Annotated in this window: 25 protein-coding genes and 3 pseudogenes; 17 read left to right on the top strand and 11 right to left on the bottom strand. The window is 71.5% G+C overall.

Features of this window, described 5'->3' with window-relative positions:
* From H305_RS0110575 to H305_RS0110550, 6 genes are all read right to left on the bottom strand, one after another.
* Entirely contained in the window at positions 1-642 is a 642-nt protein-coding gene (locus tag H305_RS0110575; RefSeq protein WP_028800349.1) for a DUF6084 family protein, read from the bottom strand.
* Positions 639-1,319, bottom strand: coding sequence for a DUF5947 family protein (locus tag H305_RS45395; protein ID WP_037763370.1), 681 nt, complete (start codon positions 1,317-1,319; stop codon positions 639-641). The genes H305_RS0110575 and H305_RS45395 overlap by 4 nt, the downstream gene beginning before the upstream one ends.
* Positions 1,316-2,224: a NifU family protein gene (locus H305_RS0110565; RefSeq protein WP_028800348.1), complete on the bottom strand. Its 909-nt coding sequence runs from the start codon at positions 2,222-2,224 to the stop codon at positions 1,316-1,318. The genes H305_RS45395 and H305_RS0110565 overlap by 4 nt, the downstream gene beginning before the upstream one ends.
* Before the next feature lie 22 nt (positions 2,225-2,246).
* Positions 2,247-4,028, bottom strand: coding sequence for a nickel-dependent hydrogenase large subunit (locus H305_RS0110560; protein WP_028800347.1), 1,782 nt, complete (start codon positions 4,026-4,028; stop codon positions 2,247-2,249).
* 50 nt (positions 4,029-4,078) lie between these two features.
* Positions 4,079-5,161 carry a hydrogenase expression protein HypE gene (locus H305_RS0110555; protein ID WP_028800346.1) on the bottom strand — a complete coding sequence of 361 codons (1,083 nt, stop codon included), beginning with the start codon at positions 5,159-5,161 and terminating at the stop codon, positions 4,079-4,081.
* Positions 5,162-5,316: 155 nt separating this feature from the next.
* Positions 5,317-5,982 (bottom strand): SDR family NAD(P)-dependent oxidoreductase, encoded by a 666-nt coding sequence (locus H305_RS0110550; protein ID WP_028800345.1) that lies wholly within the window; start codon positions 5,980-5,982, stop codon positions 5,317-5,319.
* A 215-nt stretch (positions 5,983-6,197) separates the two neighbouring features.
* Between H305_RS0110550 and H305_RS0110545 the strand changes: the two genes are divergently transcribed.
* From H305_RS0110545 to H305_RS0110515, 7 genes are all read left to right on the top strand, one after another.
* Positions 6,198-8,882, top strand: coding sequence for a LuxR C-terminal-related transcriptional regulator (locus tag H305_RS0110545; protein ID WP_028800344.1), 2,685 nt, complete (start codon positions 6,198-6,200; stop codon positions 8,880-8,882).
* A 504-nt stretch (positions 8,883-9,386) separates the two neighbouring features.
* Positions 9,387-11,033 carry an MFS transporter gene (locus H305_RS45390; protein ID WP_051370510.1) on the top strand — a complete coding sequence of 549 codons (1,647 nt, stop codon included), beginning with the start codon at positions 9,387-9,389 and terminating at the stop codon, positions 11,031-11,033.
* Between the two features lie 18 nt (positions 11,034-11,051).
* Positions 11,052-11,576, top strand: a complete 525-nt coding sequence (locus H305_RS0110535) for a hypothetical protein (RefSeq protein WP_028800343.1) — start codon at positions 11,052-11,054, stop codon at positions 11,574-11,576.
* A 129-nt stretch (positions 11,577-11,705) separates the two neighbouring features.
* On the top strand, positions 11,706-11,909 hold the full coding sequence (locus H305_RS0110530) for a hypothetical protein (RefSeq protein WP_028800342.1): 204 nt from the start codon (positions 11,706-11,708) through the stop codon (positions 11,907-11,909).
* 338 nt (positions 11,910-12,247) lie between these two features.
* The gene (locus H305_RS0110525) at positions 12,248-12,919 is read left to right on the top strand and encodes an HdeD family acid-resistance protein (protein ID WP_028800341.1); all 672 of its coding nucleotides are present in this window, start codon (positions 12,248-12,250) and stop codon (positions 12,917-12,919) included.
* Positions 12,920-13,061: 142 nt separating this feature from the next.
* Positions 13,062-13,541: an SHOCT domain-containing protein gene (locus tag H305_RS0110520; RefSeq protein WP_028800340.1), complete on the top strand. Its 480-nt coding sequence runs from the start codon at positions 13,062-13,064 to the stop codon at positions 13,539-13,541.
* Between the two features lie 32 nt (positions 13,542-13,573).
* Positions 13,574-13,996, top strand: a complete 423-nt coding sequence (locus H305_RS0110515; protein WP_028800339.1) for a DUF7144 family membrane protein — start codon at positions 13,574-13,576, stop codon at positions 13,994-13,996.
* Positions 13,997-14,188: 192 nt separating this feature from the next.
* Here the strand turns inward: H305_RS0110515 and H305_RS0110510 are convergent, their stop codons facing one another.
* The 3 genes and pseudogenes from H305_RS0110510 to H305_RS50450 form a co-directional block, all read right to left on the bottom strand.
* Positions 14,189-14,809, bottom strand: coding sequence for an SRPBCC family protein (locus H305_RS0110510; RefSeq protein ID WP_028800338.1), 621 nt, complete (start codon positions 14,807-14,809; stop codon positions 14,189-14,191).
* Positions 14,810-14,934: 125 nt separating this feature from the next.
* Positions 14,935-15,183 (bottom strand): hypothetical protein, encoded by a 249-nt coding sequence (locus H305_RS0110505; RefSeq protein WP_158690513.1) that lies wholly within the window; start codon positions 15,181-15,183, stop codon positions 14,935-14,937.
* Between the two features lie 50 nt (positions 15,184-15,233).
* Positions 15,234-15,401 (bottom strand): annotated as a pseudogene (locus H305_RS50450) (2Fe-2S iron-sulfur cluster-binding protein); the annotation flags it as partial.
* Here H305_RS50450 and H305_RS53335 point away from each other — a divergent pair.
* From H305_RS53335 to H305_RS45380, 3 genes and pseudogenes are all read left to right on the top strand, one after another.
* Positions 15,328-15,483, top strand: coding sequence for a hypothetical protein (locus H305_RS53335; protein WP_158690512.1), 156 nt, complete (start codon positions 15,328-15,330; stop codon positions 15,481-15,483). The pseudogene H305_RS50450 and the gene H305_RS53335 overlap by 74 nt on opposite strands.
* Entirely contained in the window at positions 15,480-15,740 is a 261-nt protein-coding gene (locus tag H305_RS45385; RefSeq protein ID WP_037763368.1) for a recombinase-like helix-turn-helix domain-containing protein, read from the top strand. Before H305_RS53335 ends, H305_RS45385 begins: the two co-directional genes overlap by 4 nt.
* Before the next feature lie 2 nt (positions 15,741-15,742).
* A pseudogene (locus tag H305_RS45380) lies at positions 15,743-16,694 on the top strand (Rieske 2Fe-2S domain-containing protein).
* 63 nt (positions 16,695-16,757) lie between these two features.
* Here H305_RS45380 and H305_RS0110485 read toward each other — a convergent pair.
* Positions 16,758-17,269: pseudogene (locus H305_RS0110485) on the bottom strand (MarR family winged helix-turn-helix transcriptional regulator).
* A 219-nt stretch (positions 17,270-17,488) separates the two neighbouring features.
* Between H305_RS0110485 and H305_RS0110480 the strand changes: the two are divergent.
* Together H305_RS0110480 and H305_RS45375 are read left to right on the top strand one after the other, a co-directional pair.
* Entirely contained in the window at positions 17,489-18,247 is a 759-nt protein-coding gene (locus H305_RS0110480) for an IclR family transcriptional regulator (RefSeq protein ID WP_028800335.1), read from the top strand.
* Positions 18,248-18,346: 99 nt separating this feature from the next.
* Positions 18,347-19,594, top strand: coding sequence for a PP2C family protein-serine/threonine phosphatase (locus H305_RS45375; protein WP_199791379.1), 1,248 nt, complete (start codon positions 18,347-18,349; stop codon positions 19,592-19,594).
* Between the two features lie 47 nt (positions 19,595-19,641).
* Here H305_RS45375 and H305_RS0110470 read toward each other — a convergent pair whose 3' ends face one another.
* Complete coding sequence (locus H305_RS0110470) at positions 19,642-20,067, bottom strand: ATP-binding protein (protein ID WP_028800334.1); 426 nt, start codon at positions 20,065-20,067, stop codon at positions 19,642-19,644.
* Positions 20,068-20,267: 200 nt separating this feature from the next.
* Here H305_RS0110470 and H305_RS0110465 point away from each other — a divergent pair, with 200 nt between their 5' ends.
* The 5 genes from H305_RS0110465 (at position 20,268) to H305_RS0110445 (ending at position 26,301) form a co-directional block, all read left to right on the top strand.
* On the top strand, positions 20,268-21,035 hold the full coding sequence (locus H305_RS0110465; RefSeq protein ID WP_028800333.1) for an IclR family transcriptional regulator: 768 nt from the start codon (positions 20,268-20,270) through the stop codon (positions 21,033-21,035).
* Positions 21,036-21,094: 59 nt separating this feature from the next.
* The gene (gene glpK / locus H305_RS0110460; RefSeq protein WP_028800332.1) at positions 21,095-22,609 is read left to right on the top strand and encodes a glycerol kinase GlpK; all 1,515 of its coding nucleotides are present in this window, start codon (positions 21,095-21,097) and stop codon (positions 22,607-22,609) included.
* A gap of 81 nt (positions 22,610-22,690) precedes the next feature.
* Positions 22,691-23,866 carry an AI-2E family transporter gene (locus tag H305_RS0110455; RefSeq protein WP_028800331.1) on the top strand — a complete coding sequence of 392 codons (1,176 nt, stop codon included), beginning with the start codon at positions 22,691-22,693 and terminating at the stop codon, positions 23,864-23,866.
* Between the two features lie 98 nt (positions 23,867-23,964).
* Positions 23,965-24,531, top strand: a complete 567-nt coding sequence (locus H305_RS0110450; protein ID WP_028800330.1) for a PadR family transcriptional regulator — start codon at positions 23,965-23,967, stop codon at positions 24,529-24,531.
* 51 nt (positions 24,532-24,582) lie between these two features.
* The gene (locus tag H305_RS0110445; protein ID WP_028800329.1) at positions 24,583-26,301 is read left to right on the top strand and encodes an acyl-CoA dehydrogenase family protein; all 1,719 of its coding nucleotides are present in this window, start codon (positions 24,583-24,585) and stop codon (positions 26,299-26,301) included.
* The last annotated feature ends 304 nt before the right edge of the window (positions 26,302-26,605 follow it).

The following is a 26,605-nucleotide window of genomic DNA, read 5'->3' as shown; positions in this document are numbered from 1 at the left end:
TCAGTCGCCCCCCTTCGCGTCGGCGGTGGCGAGAAGTTCCTCGAAGACCTGCTCCCAGGACGGCAGAGCACGTGCCGAGCGGTAGCGTCGCAGGGCTTCCAGCACGTCCTGGCGGATCCGCAGCCAGCCCGTGTGCGGGAAGTACTGCTCGATCATGCTCCGCCACACGTCCACCGGCATCAGGAACGACGTCTCCTTGTGCCAGGGGATGGGCTCCGCGCGGAAGCCGTCGCGGCCCGTGAAGACCGTGCCGGAGAAGAGCAGGAGCAGCGGGACCTCGCCTCGGGAGAGCGCCCGGAAGTACGACGCGGACGCGACCTCCGTGTCGTAGGTGCAGGGCACCGGGAGGTCGACGTGCGTCGTGCCCGTGAAGCTCGGCACCGTGATCGAGGCGTGGGCGAACTGGAGCGGCTTGAGGGTGCTGCTCCAGCGGTCGGGCTCCCCGAACAGGTCGCCCAGCATGCCGACTTCCTCCGGTTCGTACTGACGCCGGGCCGGCTCGATGCGGATCTGGCAGCGCAGGGCGATGGCGTGCACCTGCTGATGGTCGGCCTCCTCGATCCGCAGCCCGAACAGCAGGGTGGGACCGGCGCCGAACGGCTCCGGCCGTACACCGGTGCACTGGAACTGGAGGTCCGTCATGGTGCGCCCCCGGTCTTTGGGGGCGGGTCGCCTGGCTCCGCGGGGGACGGGGCGTCGGGGGAGTCCGTGTCCAGGGGCCTGGCCGCGGCCGTGATCCGGCGGAAGAACGCGTCGATGTCCGCGCGTGCCTCCGCGCCCCCGTCGAACCCCTTCCAGTGCAGCCGCATCCGGCCGACGAGCTCGTAACAGACGTCGACCGGGACGAGGGTGCAGGTCACCGGGCCACCGCGCTCGTAGCGCAGCAGCAGCGCCTCCACGTCGGGTTCGAGCAGTCCGGTCAGCGGCGTGCTGCCGAGCACCGCGTCCCAGGTCTGCGGATCGAGTTCGCTCTCGGTAGCGCCCGCCGGACTCGGATAGAAGGCCGCGAGCCGGTCGACGGCGGAATTGCGGAAGAAGAAGGCGAGGCCCACGGGGATCTGGAGCCGGGTCCAGTCGCCCTCGTCGAGGGCGAAGTCCGGGTCGGTGAGGTACCGGTCGGGGACGGCGCGGAAGCGGCCGAGTCCCGCGCCGGCCCGGGTGAAGAGCAGATGGCACGGCGGGCAGGCGCACTTGAGGGACCGCCGGGTCGTGTCGACGAGATGGCGGTGCTCGGCGGGCAGCGGCTCCCCGCACAGGTCGCACCGCTCCCCGGCGGGCGGCGGCCTGCGGGTGAACTGCCGCAGCACGTCCGCGGTCACGGCCCCGCCCCCAGCAGTTCACCGGGCAGCGCCACCCGCACCGATCCGCTCTCCTCCAGCAGCGGTACCGGTTCCAGGTGTCCGAGGGCGCCGCGGCCCGCCGTCCGGACGTCGAACTTCGCGGCGCACTGCGAGCAGTGCAGCCGTTCGCCGTCGAGGGCCGCGTCGGCCAGGCCTGTGCCGCAGGCCGGACAGCGGTCGCGGTAGGCGTAGAGCTGTCCCGACAGCCGTACGAGCAGCAGGGGCTGCCCGGCCACCCGTGTCACACGGGTGGCCCGGTCGTGCGCGGGCAGGCCCTGCGGGCCCACGGTGTACCAGTGCGCCGGGCCGTCGGTGGCGGGGGAGACCGGGCCGCCGGGAGCGTCGTCCGGGCGGTGCGGAAGGATCTGCAGCAGGGGTGCCTCGTGGGTGTCCTCGGTCATCCCCTCGACCTCGATGTGCGCGATCTCGGGGGCGGTCCGGGCGATCGCCTCCTCGATGGTCCAGCGCACGGTCTGGGTGGAGGACGGGCAGCCCTCGCAGCTGCCGCGCAGCCGGAGCCGCAACGTCGGCCCGTCCGCCCCCTTCGGGTCGAGCCCTGCCACCTCGACGTCGCCGGCGTGCGAACCGAGGTAGGGCCGCACTCTGTCGAGCGCACGGCCCACCCGGGTGAGGGTGTCCTCGGGGTGCAGGTCGTGCAGGATCAGCAGGTCGCTGACGAGTTCGTCGGCGGTGAGGACGGCGAGGGGATCCGCGCCGTCTGGTGCGGAGCGCAGCAGCCGTACCGTCCGCGCGAGACCCTCGCCGTAGAACTCCACGACGCAGCGCACGAGTTCGTCCGCGGTGTCACGGGCCTCAGGTCCCGCCTGCCGCGCGAGTTCGTCGAGGAGCGCGGCGATCCGCTCACCCGTTTCCTGTCCGGCCATCGGATCCCCTCTCCTCGGAAGGTCAGACGGCCAGGCCGCTCAGCCCCGTCGGCATGTGCGTCTGCTGGACGGTCCGGCCGCCGCCGACGTACATGTGCACGCCGCACGGCAGACACGGGTCGAAGCTGCGGACGGCCCGCATGATGTCGATGCCCTTGAAGTTCTCGGGCGGGTTCTCCTCGAAGATGGGCGTGTTCTGCACCGCGTCCTCGTACGGGCCCGGTGTGCCGTAGCTGTCGCGCACACTCGCGTTCCACGGGGTCGGCGGGTACGGGTGGTAGTTCGCGATCTTGCCGTCCCTGATCACCATGTGGTGGGAGAGCACTCCGCGGACCGCCTCGGTGAAGCCGCAGCCGATCGACTCGTCCGGCACGTCGAACCTCTCCCAGGTCTGGGTCCGTCCCGCGCGCACCTCCTCCAGGGCCTGCTCGGCGAAGTGGAGGGCCGCGGCGGCGGAGTACGCCTGGAAGTAGGTCCGGGCGCGGTTGCGTTCGATGGCGTTGCTCCACTGCGGGATCCGCCACTCCAGCGACATCTCCGGCTTGGTCATCGTCCGCGGCAGGTTGATCTGCACGCTGTGGCCGGTGGCCTTGATGTAGCCGATGTCGACGAGTCCGGACAGGGCCGTGGACCACAGCCGGGCGAGCGGGCCGCCGCCGGTGTCGAGGGCCAGGTGGTCGGTGCCGTCGAACCAGCGCGGCGACATGACCCAGCTGTACTTGTCGTCGAAGTCGCGCTTCTGCGGCGCGGGGACGGTGTGCTGGTTCCACGGATGCCGCTCGTCGACCGGGTTGCCCAGGGGGTCCTGCTCGACGAACTTCTCCATGCCCGCCCAGTCCTCGTAGTAGGAGCTGCCGAGCAGGATGCGGATGCCGAGGTTGATGTCGACGAGGCTGTTGGTGACCAGGTTGCCGTCCACGATGACGCCGGGGGTGACGAACATCCGGCGGCCCCAGTCCTCCATGCTCGCGTACCGGAAGTCGCAGTGCTCGGGGTCGTTCAGGGCGCCCCAGCAGCCCAGGAGCACACGGCGCTTGCCGACCTCCTCGTAGCCGGGCAGCGCTTCGTAGAAGAAGTCGAAGAGGTCGTCGTGGAGCGGGACGACGCGCTTCATGAACTCCACGTAGCGGGTGAGCCGGGTGAGGTAGTCGGTGAACAACTGCACGGTGGCGACGGTGCCGACGCCTCCGGGATACAGGGTGGAGGGGTGCACGTGGCGGCCCTCCATCAGACAGAACATCTCGCGCGTGTAGCGGCTCACCTGGAGCGCCTCGCGGTAGAACTCGCCCTCCAGCGGGTTGAGCGAGCGCATGATGTCGGCGATGGTGCGGTAGCCGTGATCGGCCGCGTGCGGGGCCTCGGTGCGCTCGGCGAGTTCGAGCACGCCCGGATTGGTCTCGCGGACCATCCGCTCGCAGTAGTCCACGCCGACCAGGTTCTCCTGGAAGATGTTGTGGTCGAACATGTACTCCGCGGCCTCGCCGAGATTGATGATCCACTCGCCGAGGTGCGGTGGCGCGACGCCGTAGGCCATGTTCTGGGTGTAGACGGAGCAGGTGGCGTGGTTGTCGCCGCAGATGCCGCAGATCCGGCTGGTGATGAAGTGCGCGTCCCGGGGGTCCTTGCCGCGCATGAACACGCTGTAGCCGCGAAAGACGGACGAGGTGCTGTAACACTCCGCGACGCGCTTCGCGGCGAAATCGATCTTCGTGTGGATGCCGAGACTGCCCACGATGCGGGTGATCGGGTCCCACGACATCTCCATCAGGCCGTCACCGGCCGGCTTGTTCGTCGCCGTCGCCATGGTGCCGTGCCGCCTTCCTGTCGGGTGTCTTGCTCAGCGGGGAACCGGTGTCACCACGGGGCCTTGTAGCCGGTCGTGAGCTTCTCGCCCTTGCCGCGCCACTTCGGTTCCTTCTCGACGGTCTTCTCGGTGATGTGCCTGAGCCGTCGGACGACCGAGCCGTAGATGCCGCTCGCCGTCGCCGACACATGGCCGCCCGGCGGCTCGTCCATGAAGGGCATGAACTTGTCGGGGAAGCCGGGCATGGTGCACGCGATGCAGATGCCGCCCACGTTCGGGCAGCCGCCCACGCCGTTGATCCAGCCGCGCTTGGGCACGTTGCACTTCACCACCGGTCCCCAGCAGCCGATCTTGACCAGACACTCGGGAGATCCGTACTCGGTGGCGAACTGGCCCTGCTCGTAGTAGCCGGCCCGGTCGCAGCCCTCGTGGACCGTGGCGCCGAACAGCCAGGACGGCCGCAGCTCCTCGTCCAGAGGGATCATGGGGGCCGATCCCGCCGCCTGGTAGAGCAGGTAGAGCAGGGTCTCGGAGGCGTTGTCGGGGTGCACGGGGCAGCCCGGGACGCACACGATCGGGATGCCCGCCTTGGACTTCCACTCCCAGCCCAGGTAGTCCGGGACGCCCATCGCCCCGGTGGGGTTGCCCGCCATCGCATGGATGCCGCCGTACGTCGCGCAGGTGCCGATCGCCACGACGGCCAGCGCCTTGGGCGTCAGCCGGTCCAGCCACTCACTGGTGGTGATCGGCTGGCCCGTCTCCGGGTCGTCGCCGAAGCCGCACCAGTACCCCTCGGGCTTGACCCGCTCGTTGGGGATCGAGCCCTCCACCACGAGGACGAAGGGCTCCAACTCGCCGCGGTCGGCCTTGAAGAACCAGTCGACGAAGTTGTCGGCACCCTGCACGGGCCCGCACTCGAAGTCGATCAGGGGCCAGTGGACCGCGATCTTGGGCAGCCCGGGCAGGGCGCCCAGCGCCAGCTCCTCGATGCTCGGCTGGCTCGCGGCGGTCAGCGAGACGGAGTCCCCGTCGCAGCTCAGCCCCGCGTTGATCCAGAGGATGTGTACGGTCGGCTCTTCCTGTACGTCGTCCCGCGGGGCGGCGTCTGCCGTTGTGGCGGTCGGGGCGTCCATGAGCCCTCCTAAGGATCAACGCATTTGAGGCATAAATGACCAAACTGCCTCTTTCATGGTGACGGCGTGGTCGCCTCGCCGGTAAGTGCGCGGCGGCCCTATCGGCCCGCCGCACCAACCCGGCGCGGGCCCCGCAGCGGGGACCGCGCCCGGCATCAGGAATCCAGGTCGTCGGCGAAGTGCCGGAAACCGTGCCGCTCATGATGGAGGCGCCACAGGGTGCCCGCGAGCACGGTCGGGTCCTTGCGGTGGTGCCCCGGGACGATCGCGCCCGGGATGATCAGCTGCGCCACGTGGATGCCCTCGGGCGCCAGCGTGTCGTGCAGCAGCCGCGCGTACGCGCCCTCGGCGGCGAACGCGATCGACGTGCCTGCGCGCTCGGCGTGCGGGACCACGGCGGAGCCGCCGTTGACGAACAGGACGGTCCCACTCCCGAGCGCGCGCATGCCGGGAAGCACCTGCCGGACGGCGGCGACCGGTCCGTACAGCGAGAACTCGATCGGCCCGACGAGGTCCTCGGGTCCGGTGTCCAGCACCGCCCGCATGAAGTCGCGGTGCGGAACCGGGCTGTACTGGAGGATCTCGATGGGTCCCAGCATCGCGGTCGCCGCGTCCAGGGCGGCGGCCAGCGCCTTCGGATCACGTACGTCGGCGGCGAAGCCGCGGGCACGCACACCGTCGGCCGCGAGTCGGTCGGCCAGCGCGTCGAGGCGGCCCTGGTCGCGTGCGACGAGGGCGACGTCGTACCCCTCACGGCCGAACCGCCGCGCGACGGCGAGCCCGAGACCGGGGCCGGCTCCGATGATGGCGATGGTGGTCATGGTTCCCAGCGTTCCCTACCACGCGGACGAGGACCAGCGCGCGCGTCGGGGTGCCCGGCCACGGGCGCGCCGGGGCCCCGGCGCGCCCGCTGCCGCACCCGTCGGCGTCCGGCGCCGGCTCGCCGCCGTGGGTGCCCGGCCGACTGCGCGGCGCGCGGGTGCGGCGGAAAGCTGGGATCCTGAGGGGGGTAGCGCTGCCCATGCCCTGACGGACGATGGTGGTGAGCGCCATGGCTGCGATCGACGAGGAGGGGGCGGGGTCCGGCATTCCGTGTGTCGATCCCCTGGGTGATCCGTTCCTCCGGACACGGTTCGCCCTCCCGGCGAGACCCGACACGTTCCTGCGGCGGCAGCGCCTCGTGAGCCACCTCGACCAGGCACTGCTGACCCCCCTGACGATGGTCAACGGATCCGCGGGCTCGGGCAAGACCCTGCTGGTGGCCGACTGGGCCGCAGGCCTCGGCCAGCCCGTCGCCTGGCTCACCAACGACTCCGCGGACCAGCGGCGCGGCGTGTTCTGGGCCTACCTGCTCCAGGCCCTCCGGGTCTCGGGCGTTCCGGTGTCCGCGGAGGTCGGCTTCCCCGCCGACGCGAGCCGCGTGGACCACACCCTGCTGGCTCGGCTCGCCGCCGGTCTCAGCGGCCGCGACCGGCCCGCGATCGTCGTGCTCGACGAGTACGACCGCGTCACCGACCCGGAGATCGCGGAGCAGCTGGAATTCGTCCTGCACCATGCCGGGCCCGGCATGCGCCTGCTGATCGTCACCCGCACCGAACCGCTGCTGCCACTGCACCGCTACCGGGCGGCCGGCGACCTGACCGAGATCCGTGACGCGGAACTCGCCTTCACCCCTGAAGAGGCGACCGAACTCCTGGAGGTGCACGGCCTGAGCCTGCCCGTGGACGCGGCGGCCTCCCTCGTGGACCGCACCCGGGGCTGGGCCGCCGGGCTGCGCCTGTGTGCCCTGGCCGCCCAGGAGAGCCCCGATCCGGTGGTCTACCTGAAGGAGTTCGAGGCCGGGCGCAGCACGGTCGCCGACTACCTGCTGGCCGAGGTGCTCAAGCGGCAGACGGAGGAGACCCAGGACCTCCTGCTGCGCGTCAGCGTCCTCAAACGCTTCTGCCCCGACCTGGCGAACGCGCTGACCGGGCGGACCGACGCCGAACCCATCCTGGCCGAACTGCACCGCGAGAACGCCTTCGTCGAGGATCTCGGGCACTCCTGGTACCGGCTCCACCCCCTGTTCGGGGAGATCCTCCGCGCCCACCTGCGGGTGCGCTCGCCCGGACTCGAACCAGAACTGCACCGGAGCGCCGCACAGTGGCTGCGCCACTCCGGGTCCCTCCAGGAGACCCTCGCGCACGGCGCCGCCGCGGGCGACTGGGAGTTCACCGCGCGGGCCCTCGTCGACGACCTGGCGATCGGACAGCTGTTCACCGGCCTGAGCTCCGACGGCCTGGACGAACTGTTCTCACGGATGGGACCGGAGGCCACCAGCGCCGCCACCGACCTCGTACGGGCGGCCCGTGACCTGTCCCGGTTCGACCTCGACCGCGGTCTGGTCCACCTGCACCACGCCGAGGAGGCCCTCGCCGCCGACATGCCCGATCCGGCGGCGGCCCAGCTGAGCCGCGCCCTGCTCGAGGCCCTCGTCGCCCGGCTGACCGGCTCGCCGGTACGTGCGGAGAAGGCAGCGGAGACCGCGGAGGAGTGGCGGCACGAAGTCCCCGCCCACCTGGTGGAGAAGCACCCCGAACTCGCCGCCCTGCTCCTCACCCACCTGGGCGCCACACGGCTGTGGGCCGGCCGCTTCGAGGACGCGCGCGCCGCCCTGACCACGGTGGCCGGGAGCACCGGTGGGGCGTCCACGGCCCTCCCCAGGGAGGAGTCCCTGTGCCACCTGGCACTGATCGACTACCTGGACGGCTGGATCGGCAGGGCGGAACGCAAGGCACTGGAGGCCGCGACGGACACCGAGCGGTTCGGGCTGTCCCGGCCGTCGGTGTCCGGCATGGGCCGGCTGGTCCTGGCCGCCGTGGCCGTCGACCGCAACGAACTCGCGCAGGCCCAGGCTCTTCTCGACGAGGCGGCCGACTCCCGTCCTCGGCGGGAGGACCCCGTGATGGCGGCGGGCCGGGCCATGGTCATGGCGCGCCTGCTGCTGGCCCGCGGCAATCCGCGGGCGGCCCTGGAAGCGGCGGGACCGGCCGTCGCCGCCGACGTGCTGTCCCCGTGGGCCGTGGGCCAGGCTGCGCTCGTCGCCTCCGCCGCGCACCTGGCCGAGGGCAGACCCGAGACCGCGGCCCAGGTGCTGCGGCAGGCGCCCGACGACCAGCCCGCGTGCGCCGTGGAGGCGGCGCGGGTCCAGCTCGCCGTGGGTGACCCGGGCGCGGCGCTCGACATGCTCGACGGCCTGCACACGGAGGGCCGCACCGGTCCTGCGGTGACCGTCCGCGCCACACTGGTGCGCGCACAGGCCGCGCAGGCGGCCGGAGACGTCGACACCGCCCGCAGGCTGGTGGCCCAGGCCCTGTTCAAGGCCCGCCGCGAACGGTTGCGGCGCCCCTTCCTCGAAGCCGGGCCCTGGCTACGGCGCCTGATGGAGTCCGCTCCGCTCCAGGAACTGTCGGCGGGCTGGCTCACGGCCGCGGTGTCGCGCCCCGGCGAGCCGCCGAGACCCGAACCGGCGCCCGCCCCGGTGGTCGTGGAGGAACTGAGCGCCCGTGAGCTCGATGTCCTCCGGCGGCTGGCACAGATGATGTCGACGGAGGAGATCGCCGCCGACCTGTTCGTGTCCGTCAACACCGTGAAGACCCACCTCAAGAGCGTCTACCGCAAGCTGGCGGTCAACCGGCGCGGCGAGGCCGTGCGCCGGGCCCGCGAACTGCGGCTGCTGTGAACCGGGGTCCGCCGCCGCGGACCTGCCGCCGGGGCCGGGCCCGATCTCGCGGTGGTGCACGCCGGAGGCTGCGGATGCCGGATCGGTCCCTCGGCGCGGTGCTGCCGGTGAGGGAGGACGGTCGGGTGCCCTCTCGCGTTGGGTGTCGTCGGTCGTCGGTCGTCGGTCGTCGGTCGTCGGCCGCCGGAGGCCGGACCCGGTCTCGCCGTGGTGGCGCCGGTCGGGGAGGCCGGTCGCGTTCGCCCTCGTGGTGGTGGCGCCGGTCGGGGAGGCCGGTCGCGTTCGCCCTCGCGACGGTGGCGCGGGGAAAAAGGGGCGGCGGTCCGACCCGCCCACACGGCCCCGTCGCAGGTGGGCGACGGCGAGCCGGGGGCGCACCGTCGCCCGCGGCGGGTGAGGCGGAGGGCGCGTTCTTCCGGTGCGATGGGAGCGCGGCACGGTACGCACCGGCCGCCGCCCGGCCCGCTCGGCGGAGCCCCGGGCCGAGTCGGTGAGGTGGACACAGTGAGACGCTGGCGGGCGCTGATCGTGCTGGGGACGGCCCAGTTCCTCATGGTCCTGGACACCTCCGTCATGAACGTTTCCATCAGTCGGCTGGTCGAGGACTTCGACACCGAGGTCACCGCCATCCAGGCGGTGATCACCCTCTACGCGCTGGTCATGGCCGCCTTCATGATCATCGGCGGCAGGTTCGGCGACATCCTGGGCCGCCGCCGCGTGTTCGTCATCGGCATGGTCGTCTACGGGACGGGTTCGGCCCTGACCGCCCTGGCGCCCACCCTGTGGGTCCTCGTGCTCGGCTGGTCGATCATCGAGGGCCTCGGCGCCGCACTGGTGCTGCCCGCCATGGCGGCCCTCGTCGCGGCCTCCTACCGCGGCGCCGACCGCGCCGTCGCGTACGGCGTCATCGGAGGGCTCGCCGGGGCGGGCATCGCGATCGGCCCGCTCCTCGGCGGCTGGGTGACGACGTACCTCACCTGGCGCCTCGTCTTCGCCGGTGAGGTCGTGGTCGTCGCGGCCGTCCTGTGCAGCTACCGGGTCATCACCGAGCCCGCCCCGAGCGGCCGACGGCCCCGGCTGGACGGCGTCGGTGCCGCCCTGTCGGCGACCGGGCTGGCGCTCGGCGTCCTGGGGGTGCTGCAGAGCAGCTCCTGGGGCTGGGTGCAGCCGCGCAACCCGCCATTCACCGTCCTCGGATTCGCCCCGACGCTGTTCGTCGTCGGGGCAGGGGTGGCGGTCCTGGCGCTCTTCGTCCGCTGGGAGCGGCGCAGGGACGCCCTCGGCGCCGACCCGCTCATGCACCTCGCGCTCCTGCGCCGCCCCGTGCTGCGCGCCGGTCTGCTCACGCTGCTGAGCCAGAACCTGATCCTTCTGGGACTGTTCTTCACCATCCCGCTCTACCTCCAGGTGGTGCAGGGTTTCGACGCCTTCGAGACCGGACTGCGCCTGCTCCCGGTGTCCGTCACCATGCTCGTGGCCTCCCTGTGCGGCTCACCGCTGGCACGGGTGGCGGGACCGCGCCTCGTGGTCCGGCTGGCACTGACGACGCTGGCGGCGGCCATCGTCTGGCTGCTGGCGACCATCGACCCCGCCATCGACGACGCCCAGTTCGCCTGGGCCATGGCCGTGCTGGGCGTGGGGACGGGCCTGCTTGCGTCGCAACTGGGCAACGTAGTCCAGTCCAGCGCCGGGGAGGAGGAACGCAGCGAGGTCGGCGGACTCCAGTTCACCGCCCAGAACCTCGGCTCGGCGCTCGGCACCGCGCTCATCGGCTCGATCCTCATCGGTGCCCTGGCGCATGCCTTCACCACTCAGGTTCAGGAGAATCCGCGGTTGTCCGACGAGGCCCGCCGGCAGACCGGCGTCGCTCTCGAAGCCGGGGTCAACTTCGTCTCCACCGCTCAGGTGCACACGGCAGCCGAGGACGCCGGGCTGCCGCCGGGCCAGGTGGACGCGGTCACGGGCTCGTACGCGGCGGCGCAGCTGGACGGCCTGCGGGCGGCGATCCTCGCCACCGGCGGCATCACGCTGGCCAGTTTCCTCGTCACCTCGCACCTGCCCACCGGACGGTCCGGCAGTGCGCGGGACGCCGGTGCTTCCCCCCGTCCGCGGCAGCACGACGACGGCGCTCCGCCCGGCGCCCCGAGCTGATGCCCACGGGAGACTTGCATGCCAAGGACCCACCACTCCTCCACAGCCCGCCGCGCCCGCAGAGCCGAGCGCAGGGCCCACGCCAACTACACGGGCGCCGTCTACGGATCCATGCTCGCCGCGTCCGTGGTCATCGGAACCGGCACTCTCGGAGACTTCCCCATCGTCGAGTTGGTGGTGCTGCTTCTGCTCACCGGTCTCGTGTTCTGGATCGCCCACGTGCACGCACAGCTGTTCGGGGCGCGGATGGCGCAGCGCAGCCTCGACGGCCGTGTCGTCCTGGAGGTGTGCCGCGAGGAGTGGCCGATCGTCCAGGCCGCCGTGCCACCGGCCGTCGCCGTCGCCGTCAGCCCGCTGCTGGGGCTGGGCGTCCAGGGGGCCATCTGGCTGTCCGTGTCCGTCGCAGTGGCCGGTCAGGTCGGCTGGTCGGCGACGGCGGCACGGCGCGCCGGCGCCTCGTGGAACCTCGTCGCCGTCAGCGCCTCGGTCAATCTGGTGCTCGGCCTCGTGATCATCTCGCTCAAGCTGTACCTCACCCACTGACGTGCGGCGCACACAAGAGCCGGTCCTCGTATCACCTGCACCGGGTGAGGCCGGACCGGGCGCCGGGAAGGAGGATCGATGGAAGGGCGCCGTCCGCCTGCCCCCAGGCCGCATGCGGGAGAGCAGCTCATGCGCTACGAGATCCGCGTCGAAGGACACATGTCGGAGACGCTGACCAAAGCCTTCCCCGAGCTGGACCATGTGGTGATGTCCGGTCAGACCGTGCTGTTCGGCCCCGTCGTCGACGAGGCACATCTTTACGCGCTCCTGGCCCGCTGTCAGTCGCTGGGCCTGCGCGTCGTGGAGATGCGCCCGCTGCCGGAGACGGACTGACCCTGCCGGAGACGGACTGACCTGCCCGCGAGGCGAGTCCTCCGTGCCCGGGAGGGGGGCGGTGACACCAGCCCCGGAGGGCCGGCAGCAGGGCGGTGACACCAGCCCCGGAGCACCCGGGAGCGGGGCGGTGATCGTGCCCTCGGACCCGGAAGCCGGGCGGCGGTTCGTGCCCGGGCACCGGGAGTGGGCAGTGCCTCCTCCCGGTGCCGCCCACAGATCACCCGCCGTGGGTGATCCGGAAGCCGGTGGCCCACGGGACGCTGGCTCGGCGAGGTCTCCGCACACCGCCCCGTCGGCGGTCCGGAAAGACCCGTTCGATCGCGCGAGGAGGAGCCATGACCGTTTCGCGTGGCCCGGCACCGCAGACCGGACCGGAACACATGCCCGACGGGGCGGCGTCCGACTCGACCGCGGACGCGGCGGAAGTGCTTGCGGGACTGGGCAGTTCGTGGACCTGGATCCTGGGCTCGGCGATCACCACACTGGTGCCGGGCGTCCTGATCCTCGTCTGGCCCGAGGAGACCCTGCACATCCTGGCGGTCCTCCTCGGCCTCTACCTGCTCGTCACCGGAGGCTTCCGCTTCGTCTCGGCCTTCTCCCGGCACGAACACGGCGAACGGCTCCCGGGACTGCTCCTGTCGGTGCTGTTCGTCCTCGCCGGAGTGCTCTGTCTGCGGAACCCGATGCAGACCATCGCCGCGCTCTCGCTGATCGTCGGGATCGTCTGGCTGGTGTCCGGCATGCTGACCGCGTACACGGCCATCGCCACCAAGGACCTGCCGCACCGCGGGTTCGTCATCGGCGCCGCGGTCCTCGGCATCGTCGCGGGCATCGTCGTACTGGCCCTGCCGACCGAGTCGGCCCGCGCCCTGACCCGGCTGCTCGGACTGTGGATGGTGCTGCTCGGCGTGGCCGAGCTGATCCTCGCCTTCGCCTGGCGGGCGGCGCTGCGCAAGACGCTCACCGACTACCCGACCGGCCCCACCGGCCCGACCGCGACGGTCTGAGACCCCGGACCGGGGCACCCCTGTCACCCGTCGTGGAACACAAGATCACCCGCCCGGGGTGAGGCCGCCCGGTCCTGCCCTCGGCACGCTGAGAACGGCACAGAACGCCTGCCGGGCGAACGCCCGGGACGGAGGAGAGACCATGACCGCCCAGACGTATCTCGCGTACGACTACCCGCTGCTGAGCGCCTTCTGGACCATGCTCTGGTTCTTCCTGTGGATCATGTGGTTCATCCTGCTCTTCAGGATCATCGGCGACATCTTCCGCGACGACACCCTGGGCGGCTGGGGCAAGGCCGGCTGGCTGGTGGGCGTCATCATCGTGCCGTTCCTGGGCGTCCTGGTCTATCTGATCGCCCGAGGCAAGAGCATGGGCCGTCGGGAGATGGAGTCGGCGAAGGCCCAGCAGGGCGCCTTCGACGCCTACATCCGTGAGGCCGCCGGTGGCACCAGCAGCGCCGACGAACTCGCCAAGCTGTCCGAGATCCGCGCCCGCGGCGACATCACGGACGAGGAGTTCCGCCGCGCCAAGGAACTGGTCCTCAGCGGCCACCGCGCATCCGCGGGTACGGGATCCGCAACCCCCACCTCCCCCTCCTCCACCTCCGCCTCCGGCCGCTGAGCGGGCCGGACGAGACGAAACGAGGCAGCAGGATGACCGCCACACACACCGCACACGTACACACGGCCAAGCATCAGTGGGCCACGGGGCTCGTGGTCTTCGGAGCCGTCCTGCTGGCGATCGCCGGGATCCTCGACATTCTCCGGGGCATCAGCGCGATCGCCGAGGACGACGTCTACCTCACCACGCGCAACTACGTGTTCCAGTTCGACCTGACCGGATGGGGCTGGATCCATGTCATCCTCGGAGCGATCGCCGTGATCGTCAGCATCGGGCTCTTCCAGGACGCGATGTGGGGACGTGTCCTGGGCGTGGCCGTCGCCGGGCTGATCATCATCTCCAACTTCCTGTCCCTGCCGTACTTCCCGGTGTGGTCGATCGTGATGATCGCCTTCTCGGGGTTCATCATCTGGGCCCTGTGCGTGGCACGCCCCGACGAGAGCGCGAAGGTCTGAGGGACCGGAGCGCCGTCGGCGCGCCGCGGTGAGCGGAGCGGACGGGTGCGACGGCACGGAGGGAGCGCGAGCGCGCCGGACGCGTGCTCCACCACGGCGGTCCGCAGAGGGCATGCCGGGTGGGCGCGTCCGGCGCTGCTCGCACCGAACCCGGCCCCGGCGCCCCGCTGTCGGCCCGCGTGCGCCGGCCCGTCACCGCGACCGGCGCCTCAGGGCGCCGACGAGAACCACGGCGACGACCACGGCCGCCGCGGGGACGGCAGCCTTCCGCAGCAGCACCGGCAGGACAGCCGCGCCCAGGTCCACCGCGTCGCTCTCGGCAGCCGCTCGGAGCGGCGTCGTGGAGGTCCCGCCGGTCGTGGTCGAACGGTCCGGGGCGCGCAGCAGCTCCTCCAGCCGGGCGGCGAACTGCTGGACGATACGGTCGCCGACCTCCGCCATGATGCCCCGGCCGAACTGCGCGGGCCTGCCGGTGATGTCGAGCTCCGTGCGGACCCGGACCAAGGTCCCGGCCGGATCGGCGGCGAGTCCGGCGACGACGCGGGCGGCCGCCGTGCCGGCGCCGCGCATCTCGCTGCCGGAGAGGTCCAGGATCATCGAACGGCCCGCCTCGTCGCGGGTGACGGTGCCCTCGCCCCGGTAACTCATCTGCACTGCGCCGACCTTGACCTTCACCCGGCCGGTGAACGCGTCGCCGTCGAGGGTGTCGAGTGTCGCGCCCGGCATGCAGGGAGCGACGCGGCGCAGGTCCTGGAAGAGCTTCCATGCCTCGTCGGGCGTGGCGGGGACGGTGAAGGAGTGATCGAGTCGCATGGCGGGTCCAATCGGCTGTGGGTGCGTGGGGGCGGATGTGTCCGCCGGCGAGCGCGGCCGGCGGGAGGGGCCGTCGGTGGGTGGGTGTCGGCAGGGCAGTCCGTGGGTGAGCGCCGGCGGAGCCCTCAGCCCTGGCCGTCGGGTCGTGGAGCGGTGCGGATCAGGTCGCGGACCCGGCTCGGGGAGAGGGGGCCGCGACGGACGACCACGCCGAGGGGGCGCAGCGCGTCCTCCACGGCATTGGCGAGCACGGCCTGCGGTGCGATGGCGCGCGGTCCGAAGAGCTCCTCGGCAGCCGGAGCCTCGGCGGTCGGCCCGGCGTCCGGCGGCGTTGCCCGCACCGGTGCCGGTCGCCCTGAGGCGGTGTTCGCCATGGAACGGGCGATGGACCGGCTGACGTCGACGCCGCCGCGCTGGGCCGCGTCTACCCGGAACCACACTGGCCGCTCGCGCGCTGCTCGCCGACGCCGACGTCCTGCTGCTCGGCTTCGCTGAGCAGGAAGTCACGGTGGTCGGGCGTGCCGTCGAGCACCCGCGTCTCGCAGGAGCCGCAGACGCCGTCGCGGCAGGAGCTGTCGACGCTGATGCCGGCCCCCGACTTCGAGAGGCTGGCCGGCGCCTGCGGGCTCGGTGGGTTCGGGCGTGCCCGGCAGCGGCGCCCGCCCAGCCAGTGACGCCCTTCGGCGTCGGCACCATCGCGAGCCGGGCACTGGTCAATGTCGCCGGGCGGCGGCTTCGACGGCCTTCTCCCGGACGAGGCGCCCGGCGCGGTTACAGGCTGGCCGCCACCCTAGAAGAGGTCTTCACCAAGGACGGCCACGAACTCGCCGACGTGATCGCCGGACTGAACGCCCGTCAGGTGCACGCACCCGACGGCGACCCGTGGACCGAGGAGTCCTTCCGCGCCGAGATGCACCGCCTCGGAGCCTGACCATGACGCTGTCCACCACCGCCACCGCCGACCACATCTACGCCACGGGCCTGCGCAACCAGTGGCACGCCGTCGTCCCCTCGCACTTCGTCGCGCCCGGCGCGATGCGCAGGGTGACCGCCCTCGGCGAACAGTGGCTGCTGTTCCGCCGCTCCGACGGCGTCCTGTCGATGCTCGCGGACCGCTGTCCCCACCGGGGCGCCCCGCTGTCCCTGGGCAGACACCTCGGCGACCGCGTCGCCTGCTGGTACCACGGCGTCGAGGTCGAGAGCGACGGCACCGTCTCGTCCGTGCCCGGGCTGCCCGGCTGCAACCTCGAAGGCAAGAAGCTCGTCGCCTCGCTGCCGGTCCGCGAGGCCGCCGGCGCGATCCTCGCCTACCTCGGGGACGAACAGCACCCGGAGCCGGTCGAACTGACCCTGCCCGAGCCGCTCGACGACCCGGACGTCGAACCGATCCTGTGCTACGCAGAGTGGGACGTCCCCTGGCGGTACGCCATGGAGAACCTTCTCGACCCCATGCACGGAGCGTTTCTGCACCACGAGTCCCACACCATGTACGACTGTGAGACCGGCCGGGGCTACTTCTTCGAGAAGACCGACCAGCGGGGTGTCAACTTCGACTGGGTCGAACTGTGCCGCACCGGGATCGACTGGGTGGACCTCTCCATCCCGTACCCGCCCTCCGCCGGACCCGGCGGCGCCTTCGGCATCGTCGGCATGGCGTGTCCGGTGGACGCCGAACGCACCGGGGTCTTCTTCTGGCGCTACCGCCGTGTCCAGGACTGGCAGCGCGACACCTGGCGCTTCCTCTACAAGACGCTCATCGAGGAGCGTCATTGGGAGGTCCTGGAGCAGGACCGCGTCATGCATGGAGGCCATGCCCGCGGACGCCGACCAGCGCGAGAACCTCTATCAGCACGACCTGGGCGTGGTACGGCTCAGGCGCCTGTAGCGGGCACAGGCGGAGCAGCAGGCCGCGGCCGCCGCCTCGGCCGGCTGAGCCCGCCGGCCCGCCTCAGCCGGGGAGCTCTCCGTCCGAGGCGATGATCGAGTGCTCCAGCTTGCGCAGCAGGCGGGCGAGCTGGCGGCACTCGGCCGGGGACATCTCGCCGAGCATGCTGCGTTCGTTGTCGATACCTTGGCGAGCCCCTGGTCGGTGAGCCGCGAGTACACGACGCGCCGGTCCTCGGCGTCCCGCTCGCGCACGATCAGCCCGTCCTTCTCCAGCCGGTCGATCCGCAGCGTGACCCCCGCGGACGACACCAGACCGGTGTCGGCGAGCTGGCCCGCGGTCAGCCGGTACGGCGCTCCCGACCGGCGCAGCGCGGTCAGCACGTCGAAACCGGCCACGGACAGTCCGTGCCGCTCGATGGACGTGGTCAGGCGTGTGCTGTAGCGCAGGAACGAGCGGTGCAGCCGGGCCAGGACCTCCAGGGGGGCGGTGTCCAGCTCGGGACGCTCGCGTGCCCAGTCCTCGATGACCATCGCGACCGCGTCCCGATCCGCCGTCGCCCTGCGCTCCGCCATCCCGTCCCCTCACCCGACCCGCAGGACCGCGGCTGACGTGGCGCGCACTTGTCCCTCACCCCTGAAAATCCTACCCCTGAGGAGATCTACTCCCGTCGGCGGTGGGCGAAGCGGAAGGGGCCGCAGGCCCTGCTCGGGGTCGCCGCCGCGCGGTGCCGCGGCACCGCGCGGGCCGTGCACACGTTTGCCTGCGGCGGGGACCCGGCGCACGCTGGTGTCATGGGTGCTCAGGACGGCCCCACGCTCATCGCCTCGGTGCAGCGGGCCTTCCGCCTGCTGGAAGCGGTGGGGGCGCACGAGAACGGCGCGCCCGCGAAGCAGCTGGCGCGCGAGACGGGTCTGCCCCTGGCCACCGCCTACCATCTGCTCCGCACGCTGACCCACGACGGATACGTGCGCAAGCTCGCCGACGGAGGGTTCGTCCTCGGTGACAAGGTGCAGGCGCTGAACACCCGGGGTCGCGAACAGGCGCTCCTCAGCCGTGTCCGCCCCACGCTCGCCGCGCTGCGGGACGGGCTCGCGGCAGCCACCTACCTCACCTTCTACGAGGAGGGCGAGATCCGGGTCGCCGAGATCGTCGACGGCCCCCGCGCGCCGCGTGTCGACCTCTGGGTGGGGTTCGAGGACGCGGGACACGCCACAGCGCTGGGCAAGTCCGTCCTGCGCGAACTGGACGAGGAGTCCCGCAACGACTACCTCTCCCGGCACCACCTCGCCGACCTCACGCCGCGGACCATCACCAGCTCCCCGGAACTGCTCCGGCAGATCGACTCCTCGCCGGTGGCCCCCGCCGTCACGGACCTGGAGGAGTACTCCCTCGGCACGGTCTGTGTCGCGGTGCCCGTCTACTGCGGCGAGATGCTCGGCTCGCTCGGTGTGTCGCTCCCGGCGGACCGGCTCTCCCGGCTCGCCGAGGCCCGGGAGCGGCTGATCCCGACCGCCGACCGCGTCACCAGGAGCCTGTCGCTCACTATCTGAAATCCGCGTCCTTGTGACACCCGACTCGAACGTATTACCTAGATAAAACGGACATGTCGGGAGTGTTCCCGCTTACGAAAGAGGACTGCGGACGGAAGCATGAGACATTCCCGAGACCATGGAGGTGGCCACGGACCGGTGCGGCCGAACAGCGACCCGGGACCTTGGCGGCGAGCCACGTCCCGCAGGAGCGCCGTCCTGCAGGTGGCTGCCGGTACGCCGGTTCTGCCCCTGACGCTCCTCTGCGTCGTCGCGCTCGTCGACCTGCTCGGCGGGGGAGGCGTGATCTGGCTGCCGCTGCTCGCGGCGGGGCCCGCGCTGGCGGCGACGACGAACGGGCCCCGCGGCGTCCTGTGTGTCGGTCTGGTCGCCGCGCTGGTGGGTGTCACGCTGGGCGTCCGGGACGGCGTTCCGGGGCGTGAGCTGGCGGTCGTCCTGTCCGCGGTCGGCGCCGTCACCGTGGCGAACGGCCTCACGAGCGCCCTGCGCGGGCGCCGTGAAAGGGTGCTCGCCGCCGTCCGCTCGGTCGCGGAGGCCGCGCAGCAGGCGCTGCTCAAGCCCGTGCCGGAGACCGTCGGCCCCTTCCGGGTGGCGGTCCGCTACAGCGCGGCGGCCGCGGAGGCCCGTATCGGCGGGGACCTCTACGCCCTGGTGCCGACCCCGTACGGGATCCGGCTGATCGTCGGCGACGTGCGCGGCAAGGGTCTGCCGGCCGTGTCGACCGCCGCCTTGGTGCTCGGTGTCTTCCGTGAGGCCGCCTACGACGAGCCCGACCTCCTCGCCGTCGTCAGCAGGATCGAGCGGAGCCTGGCACGCAACCTCGGCCACGACGACTTCGTCACCGCCGTCGTCGCCGGATATCCGCGGTCGGGTCATCTCGAGCTGGTCAACTGCGGACACGCGCCCCCGCTGCTGGCACGCGAATCCGGGGATGTCGTGGCGGTGGAGCCCACGAACCCGGCACCGCCCCTCGGGCTGCGCGCGTTCTCCGGAGAGGACCCCAGCCTCCAGGTGATGCCCTTCGCCGACGGAGACCAGCTGTTGCTCTACACCGACGGCGTCACCGAGGCGCGCAACCAGAGCCGGGAGTTCTATCCGCTCGCCGAGGGGCTGGCCCGCCACCTGTCCGACGAGCCGGCGCGCACGCTGAACGCGCTCCACGACGAGCTGCTGGACCACGTGGGCGGCAGGCTGCACGACGACGCGGCGCTCCTGCTGCTCCGCAAGCCGGCCCTGTCCGAGCCGATGGCCGACGATCCGGAGGTCTTTGGGCCGGGGGAGTCGGTCTCGGGCGGGCCGGGATCGGGTCCGTCTCGAACGGCGGTCGCGGAGGCGAGGGTGTTCTGACCCGTCACCGGGCGTGGGAGCGGTGGCCGTCAGGGGGGCCGTGTTCGTCACACGGCGACGAGTTCGGCCCAGCGGGTGATCCGGCCCTGATGGACGCGAATGCCGTGCCGGGCCGCCAGCGCGTGCACGATCCCCTCGCCGCGTCCGTGCTCGTCCGGGTCGGTTCCCGCCCGGCGCTGTCCCGGCGGGCGCACCGGTCCCGCGTCGCTGACCTCGATGTGCAGGGTGCCGAGACCGCAGCCCCGGCTCCAGGACACACGCAGCTCCGCCGGAGGCAGTGCGTGCATGATCGCGTTGGTGAGCAGTTCCGACACCACGAGGAGGCAGTCGGCGGTGACCGCCGGGTGTATGTTCCATTCGGCGAGCACCCTGCCCACCTGTCGGCGCAGGGTGGGAACGGCCCCGGGGGCGGGCGGCAGCGGACATACGTGTTCCAGAGTTTCCGGAAGCATCGTGTTGAGCTGTAGTGCCATCTGCTCTCCTCCCGCGGGCGCGGCCGGCCGGACGCCAGGTCCCGGCGTGCGCGTAGCCGGGCCTGAAAGCAAGGTAGAGAGCCGGACAAAGCAGGTCAATGAACGCGGGTCGGCATTACCGAACGGGGCCCGTTCGGCGCGTACCGGACCGGCGACCTGCACGAAAAGCGGACAGCCCAGAGCGGGACTAGGCTCGATTCATGGCCGGCCCAGTCCAGTCGATCGAACGGGCGGCGGCGATCTTGCGTCTGCTCGCCGGCGGGCCCCGCCGACTCGGTCTGGGGGAGGTTGCTTCCTCACTCGGGTTGGCGAAGGGCACCGCCCACGGCATCCTGCGCACCCTTCAGCACGTGGATTTCGTCGAGCAGGACGAGGCGACCGGAAAGTACCAGCTCGGGGCCGCTCTGCTGCATCTCGGCACCAGCTATCTCGATGTCAACGATCTGCGGTCCCGTTCGATCAACTGGGCCGACGCCCTGGCCGCCCGCAGTGGTGAAGCGGTCCGCCTCGGCACGCCACTGGAGGGCAGGGTTCTTGTCATCCACCACGTGTTCCGCCCGGACGACACCCTTCAGACCCTCGATGTGGGTTCGCTGTTGCCCCTGCACGCCTCCTCGCTCGGCAAGGTGCTGCTGACCTACGGCACCGCCGCCCTGGAGCCGGTGCTGGAGTCCGGACTCGAGGCGTACACCCGGCACACCCTGGTCACCGCGGAGCAGCTGACACGCGCGCTCGGCGAGGTCCGCGAGCTCGGCTGGGCCGCGGAGGTCCAGGAGATGAGCATGGGCGAAGCCGGCGTGGCCGCGCCGATCCGGGGCCACGGCGGTCTCGTGGTGGGTGCCATCGGGCTGTCCGGACCCGTCGAGAGGATCTGTGACAGCCAGGGCCGCCCCAGGCCGAGCCTGATCACCCTGCTCCGCGAGGCCGCACGGGCGATCTCCAGAGACCTGGGCGCGACCCGCTGGTGAACCCGCCTCGGCACACCGGAAGGCAGACCCGATCATGACATCGGAAGGTAGACCCGATCATGGCTGAACGGTACGTAATGTCCATCGATCAGGGCACCAACTCCACCCGATGCATTCTGTTCGACAACCACGGGCGGCTGGTGTCGGTCGTCCAGCGGGAGCACGAGCAGCACTTTCCCAAGCCGGGGTGGGTCGAGCACGATGCCGTCGAGATCTGGCGGAATCTTCAGCGGATCGTGCCCGAGACCCTGTCCGACGTGGGGGTCGGAGCCGAGGACATCGCCGCGATCGGGCTCGCGAACCAGCGGGAGACGACGGTGCTCTGGGACCGCCGCACCGGTGAACCCCTCGGCAAGGCGATCGTCTGGCAGGACACCCGCACGGCACCACTCGTGGACGAGCTCAACCTCCGGCCCGGCGACGCCTTCTTTCTCGACCGGTGCGCCCTGCCGCCGTCGACCTACTTCTCCGCGCTGCGCATCCGCTGGCTGTTCGATCACATCAGCGGGCTGGAGCAGCGTGCCATCGACGGCGAGGTACTGTTCGGCACGATCGAGACCTGGCTGATCTGGAACATGACGGGTGGAGCGGACGGTGGTCTGCACATCACCGACGCCACCAACGCCAGCCGCACCATGCTGATGAACATCCACACGCTGACCTGGGACGACGAGCTGCTGTCGTTCTTCGGAGTGCCCCGCGTGATGCTTCCCGAGATCCGCTCCTCCGCCGAGGACTACGGCGAGGCCGGCGGCCTCCTGCCGGGCGTCCGCATCACGGCCGCCCTCGGCGACCAGCAGGCCGCCCTGTTCGGCCAGACCTGCTTCTCCCCGGGCGAGGCGAAGTGCACGTACGGGACGGGCAGCTTTCTGCTCCTCAACACCGGCCACGAGGTCGTGCGGTCGCGGCACGGACTCCTCGCGACCGTGGCCTACAAGATCGGGGAGCAGCCCCCCGTCTACGCCCTGGAGGGATCGATCGCGGTCACGGGCTCCCTGGTCCAGTGGTTCCGCGACCGGCTGGGTCTGATCAACAACGCTCCGGAGATCGAGACGCTGGCGCGGACGGTGGAGGACAACGGCGGCTGCTACATCGTCCCCGCGTTCTCCGGCCTCTTCGCGCCCCGCTGGCGCAGCGACGCACGCGGCGTCATCGTCGGCCTCACCTCGTACATCACCAAGGGGCATCTGGCCCGCGCCGTCCTGGAAGCCACCGGATGGCAGACACGGGAGGTCGTCGACGCCATGAACGCCGACTTCCCGGTCCCCCTGAAACAGCTCAAGGTGGACGGCGGCATGACGGCGGACAACCTGCTCATGCAGTTCGTCGCCGACGTGCTGGACGTGCCGGTGGTGCGGCCCATGGTCGCCGAGACGGTCTCCCTCGGCGCCGCCTACGCCGCCGGACTCGCCGCCGGCTACTGGTCGGACCTGGAAGTCCTGCGCCGCCACTGGCACCGGGCCGGTCAGTGGATGCCGGACATGGACCCCGAGCACCGCGAGTCGGAGTACGACAACTGGCAGCGCGCAGTCGAACGTTCGCTGGGCTGGATCAGGCCGCCCGCGACCTCCTGACGCGGACCGCCATACCAGGCCGGTTGCCCGGAATGCGCCTAATGTTCTCGACGTGACGGGCAGTCGGCAGCGGGAGGCACAGTGGCGGACGGGGGCGCGTCGGCGGCGGGCCGCGGCCGAGGGCCCCGGAGGCCCGACGCCACGTCCGGCAGCCGGCCCGCGCCGGCCGCGCGGCGGCCCCTACGACGCTCCCGCGGCCGACATCCCGTCCCGGCCCACGAGCAGGTGGTGCCCTGGCTCCGTGTCGCGGCCGCCTACGCATGGCGCCTCATCCTGGTCGGCGTCGTCGTCTACGGCGTCTTCACCGTCCTGGGCCGCTTCCAGCTCATCGCCGGGGCGCTCTTCCTCGCCCTGGTCATCACCACGGTCCTGCGTCCGCTCGCCGATCTCCTCGCCCGGTGGCTGCCGAGGTCGCTGGCGGTCACCGTCTCCGTCGTGGGCAGCGTGTTCGCCGTACTCGGCCTGTTGGCCCTCGTCGGCAGTGCCGTGGCGGGTGAGTCGGGCAAGCTGGCCGGCGAGTTCCGCGGCGGCGTGCACCGGATCGAACTCTGGCTCCAGCAACCTCCGTTCCGGCTCGGCCCGGGCGCGCTGTCCCGACTTCAGGAACAGATCGTCGACTACTTCACCGCACACCGCGCCAGCCTGCTCAGCAGCGCCCTCAGCGGCTTCGGCCGGTTCGTGGAGATCGTCGCGGGGGCCGCGCTCGCGCTCTTCGCCTCCGTCTTCTTCATCCACTCCGGGGAACGCCTGTGGGCCTGGGCACGCGACGACCTGCTGCCCAAGGGGGCCCGGCCGGCGTGGGACCGGGCAGGACACGCGGCATGGCGGACGTTCGCGGGCTACACGCGCGGCATCTTCATCGTGGCCGCCACCAACGCCGTACTCGTCGGCATAGCCCTGTACGTGCTGCGGGTGCCGCTCGCGCTGCCGCTGACCTTGCTGGAGTTCTTCGCCGCGTTCGTGCCGCTGGTGGGATCACCGGTGGCACTCGCTGTGGCCACCGTGGTCGCCCTGGCCGGCCGCGGGCCGCTGACGGCGGCGGCCGTCGTCGTCCTCATCGTCGTCATCGGCCAACTCGAAGGCCACGTCCTGCACCCCCTCGTGATGAGCTGGGCGGTCCGGCTCCATCCGCTCGCCGTCGCCGTCTCCGTCATCGCGGGCAGCATCGTCGCGGGCGTGATCGGCGCCGTCGTGGCCGTCCCCGTCGTCTCGGTCGTCTGGGCGGTGCTCAACGCGCTGCGTCCGAGACCTCCGTAGCGTGCGAAGGCCCCCACATCCCCGCCGCCCGGGTGAGCCGTGTCTCACCCGGGCGGCGGCGCTTGTCTATGCAACGAGTTGCATAGCAAGATCGCGGCATGGCGCTCGACCACGCGATCCTCGTCTCCCTGCTGGAGAAACCGGGCTCCGGCTATGAGCTGGCCCGCCGGTTCGAGCGGTCCATCGGCTACTTCTGGACCGCCACGCACCAGCAGATCTACCGCGTGCTCAAGCGCATGGAGAGCGAGGGCCTGCTCTCCGTGCGCGACGTGCCGCAGCACGGCCGGCCGGACAAGAAGGAGTACTCCGTCGCCGCCCCCGGCCGCGCGGCCCTCTCCCTGTGGCTTCACGAGCCGATCGAACCGGAGAGCATGCGTCACGACCTCGCCGTGAAGATCCGCGGCGCGGCCTTCGACGACCCGGCCGCACTCGTCCGCGAGGTCGAACGCCACCACGAGGTGCACACCGACCGGCTCGCGCACTACCTCGCCGGAGAACTGCGCGACTTCACCGGACCCGAAGCCCCCGCACCGCTCGACGCCGGCCAGGAACTTCAGCATGTCGTGCTGCGCGGCGGCATCGCCTACGAGCGCATGACCATCGCCTGGCTCGACGACGTCCTCGCCACGCTCCACCGCCTCGGCGCGACCCCGCCGTCCGCCTGAAGAACACCGCAAGCCCTCTCGAAACCCACCCCCGTCCAGAAGGTGACCGCCATGGCAGACCCCCTGCTGTTCCACCCGCACACCTACGACCCGGCGCACTTCGACCCCGAGACGCGCAGGCTGCTCCGCGCCACCGTCGACTGGTTCGAGGAGCGCGGCAAGCGGCGCCTGATCGAGGACTACCGCTCCCGCGCCTGGCTCGGCGACTTCCTCGAGTTCGCCGCCGAGGAGCGCCTGTTCGCCACCTTCCTCACCCCGGCGTCCGCCGCCGGGCAGGAGGACCAGCGCTGGGACACCGCCCGGATCGCCGCCCTCAACGAGATATTCGGGTTCTACGGGCTCGACTACTGGTACGCCTGGCAGGTCACCATCCTCGGCCTCGGCCCGGTCTGGCAGAGCGACAACGCCGCCGCCCGCAGCCGCGCGGCGGAACTCCTCTCCCAGGGAGAGGTCTTCGCCTTCGGTCTGTCCGAGAAGACCCACGGCGCCGACATCTACTCCACCGACATGCTGCTGGAGCCCGACGGCGACGGCGGCTTCCGGGCCACCGGCTCCAAGTACTACATCGGCAACGGCAACGCCGCCGGACTCGTCTCGGTCTTCGGCCGCCGCACCGACGTCGAGGGCCCGGACGGGTACGTCTTCTTCGCGGCCGACAGCCGCCACCCCTCGTACCACCTCGTGAAGAACGTGGTCGACTCCTCCAAGTACGTCAGCGAGTTCCGCCTGGAGGACTACCCGGTCGCCCCCGAGGACGTCCTGCACACCGGCAGCGCCGCCTTCGACGCGGCCCTCAACACCGTCAACGTCGGCAAGTTCAACCTCTGCACCGCCTCCATCGGCATCTGCGAGCACGCGATGTACGAGGCCGTCACCCATGCGCACGGCCGCATCCTGTACGGCCGCCCCGTCACCGCCTTCCCGCACGTGCGCCGGGAGCTGGCCGACGCGTACGTCCGCCTGGTCGGCATGAAGCTGTTCAGCGACCGCGCCGTCGACTACTTCCGTTCGGCCGGTCCCGAGGATCGCCGTTACCTGCTCTTCAACCCGATGACGAAGATGAAGGTGACCACCGAGGGCGAGAAGGTCATCGACCTCATGTGGGACGTCATCGCCGCCAAGGGCTTCGAGAAGGACAACTACTTCTCCCAGGCCGCCGTCGAGATCCGCGGACTGCCCAAGCTGGAGGGCACGGTCCACGTCAACCTCGCGCTGATCCTCAAGTTCATGCGCAACCACCTGCTGGAGCCGGTCGAGCACCCCGCCGTGCCGACCCGCCTCGACGCGGCCGACGATGCCTTCCTGTTCCGGCAGGGACCCGCCCGCGGTCTGGGTTCCGTACGCTTCCACGACTGGCGCGCCGCCTACGACGCGTACGCCGAGCTGCCGAACGTCGCCCGCTTCCGCGAGCAGGCCGACGCCCTGTGCGAGTTCGTGGCCACCGTCGCCCCCGACGAGAAGCAGAGCCGCGACCTCGACTTCCTGCTCTCCGTCGGCCAGCTGTTCGCCCTGGTGGTGCACGGACAGTTGATCCTGGAGCAGGCCCGCCTGACGGACCTGGACGAGTCCGTGCTCGACGAGTTGTTCTCCGTGCTCGTCCGCGACTTCTCCGGACACGCCGTCGAACTGCACGGCAAGGACTCCGCCACCGAGGAGCAGCAGCGCTGGGCGCTGGGTGCGGTCCGGCGTCCCGTGGTCGACGAGGCGCGCTCGGCACGTGTCTGGGAACGCGTCGAGGCGCTGGCCGGGGCGTACGAGATGAAGCCCTGATCCAGACCTGACGGGGACCTCCTCGGCGACTCCGCCGTCCGGCCCATCGAGGGGACCGGCCATGGCGCCGAAAAGGATCGAGCGGAGTCGTGCCCGGCCCCGGCCGAACGGCTCCGCGCCCCGAGTAGCCCCGATGGCGCGGGCGCCGTGCCCCGGGCGCGGCGGCGCAGAGGAGATCCTCGATGCGCGTCCGCCCTCCTTGGCCGCCACCGCCGCCGCGTTCCTGCTCACGGCGGGCGCCGGGGCCCCTCCCGCGGCGCCGACCGGCTCCGGGGCTCGCCGGAGCCGTACGGACGTGTACACC

The organism is Streptomyces sp. 142MFCol3.1 (assembly GCF_000424945.1).
Classification (GTDB): domain Bacteria; phylum Actinomycetota; class Actinomycetes; order Streptomycetales; family Streptomycetaceae; genus Streptomyces; species Streptomyces siamensis.
The sequence above is the reverse complement of the archived record's forward strand: the minus strand, read 5'-3'. Positions and strand labels throughout refer to the sequence as shown.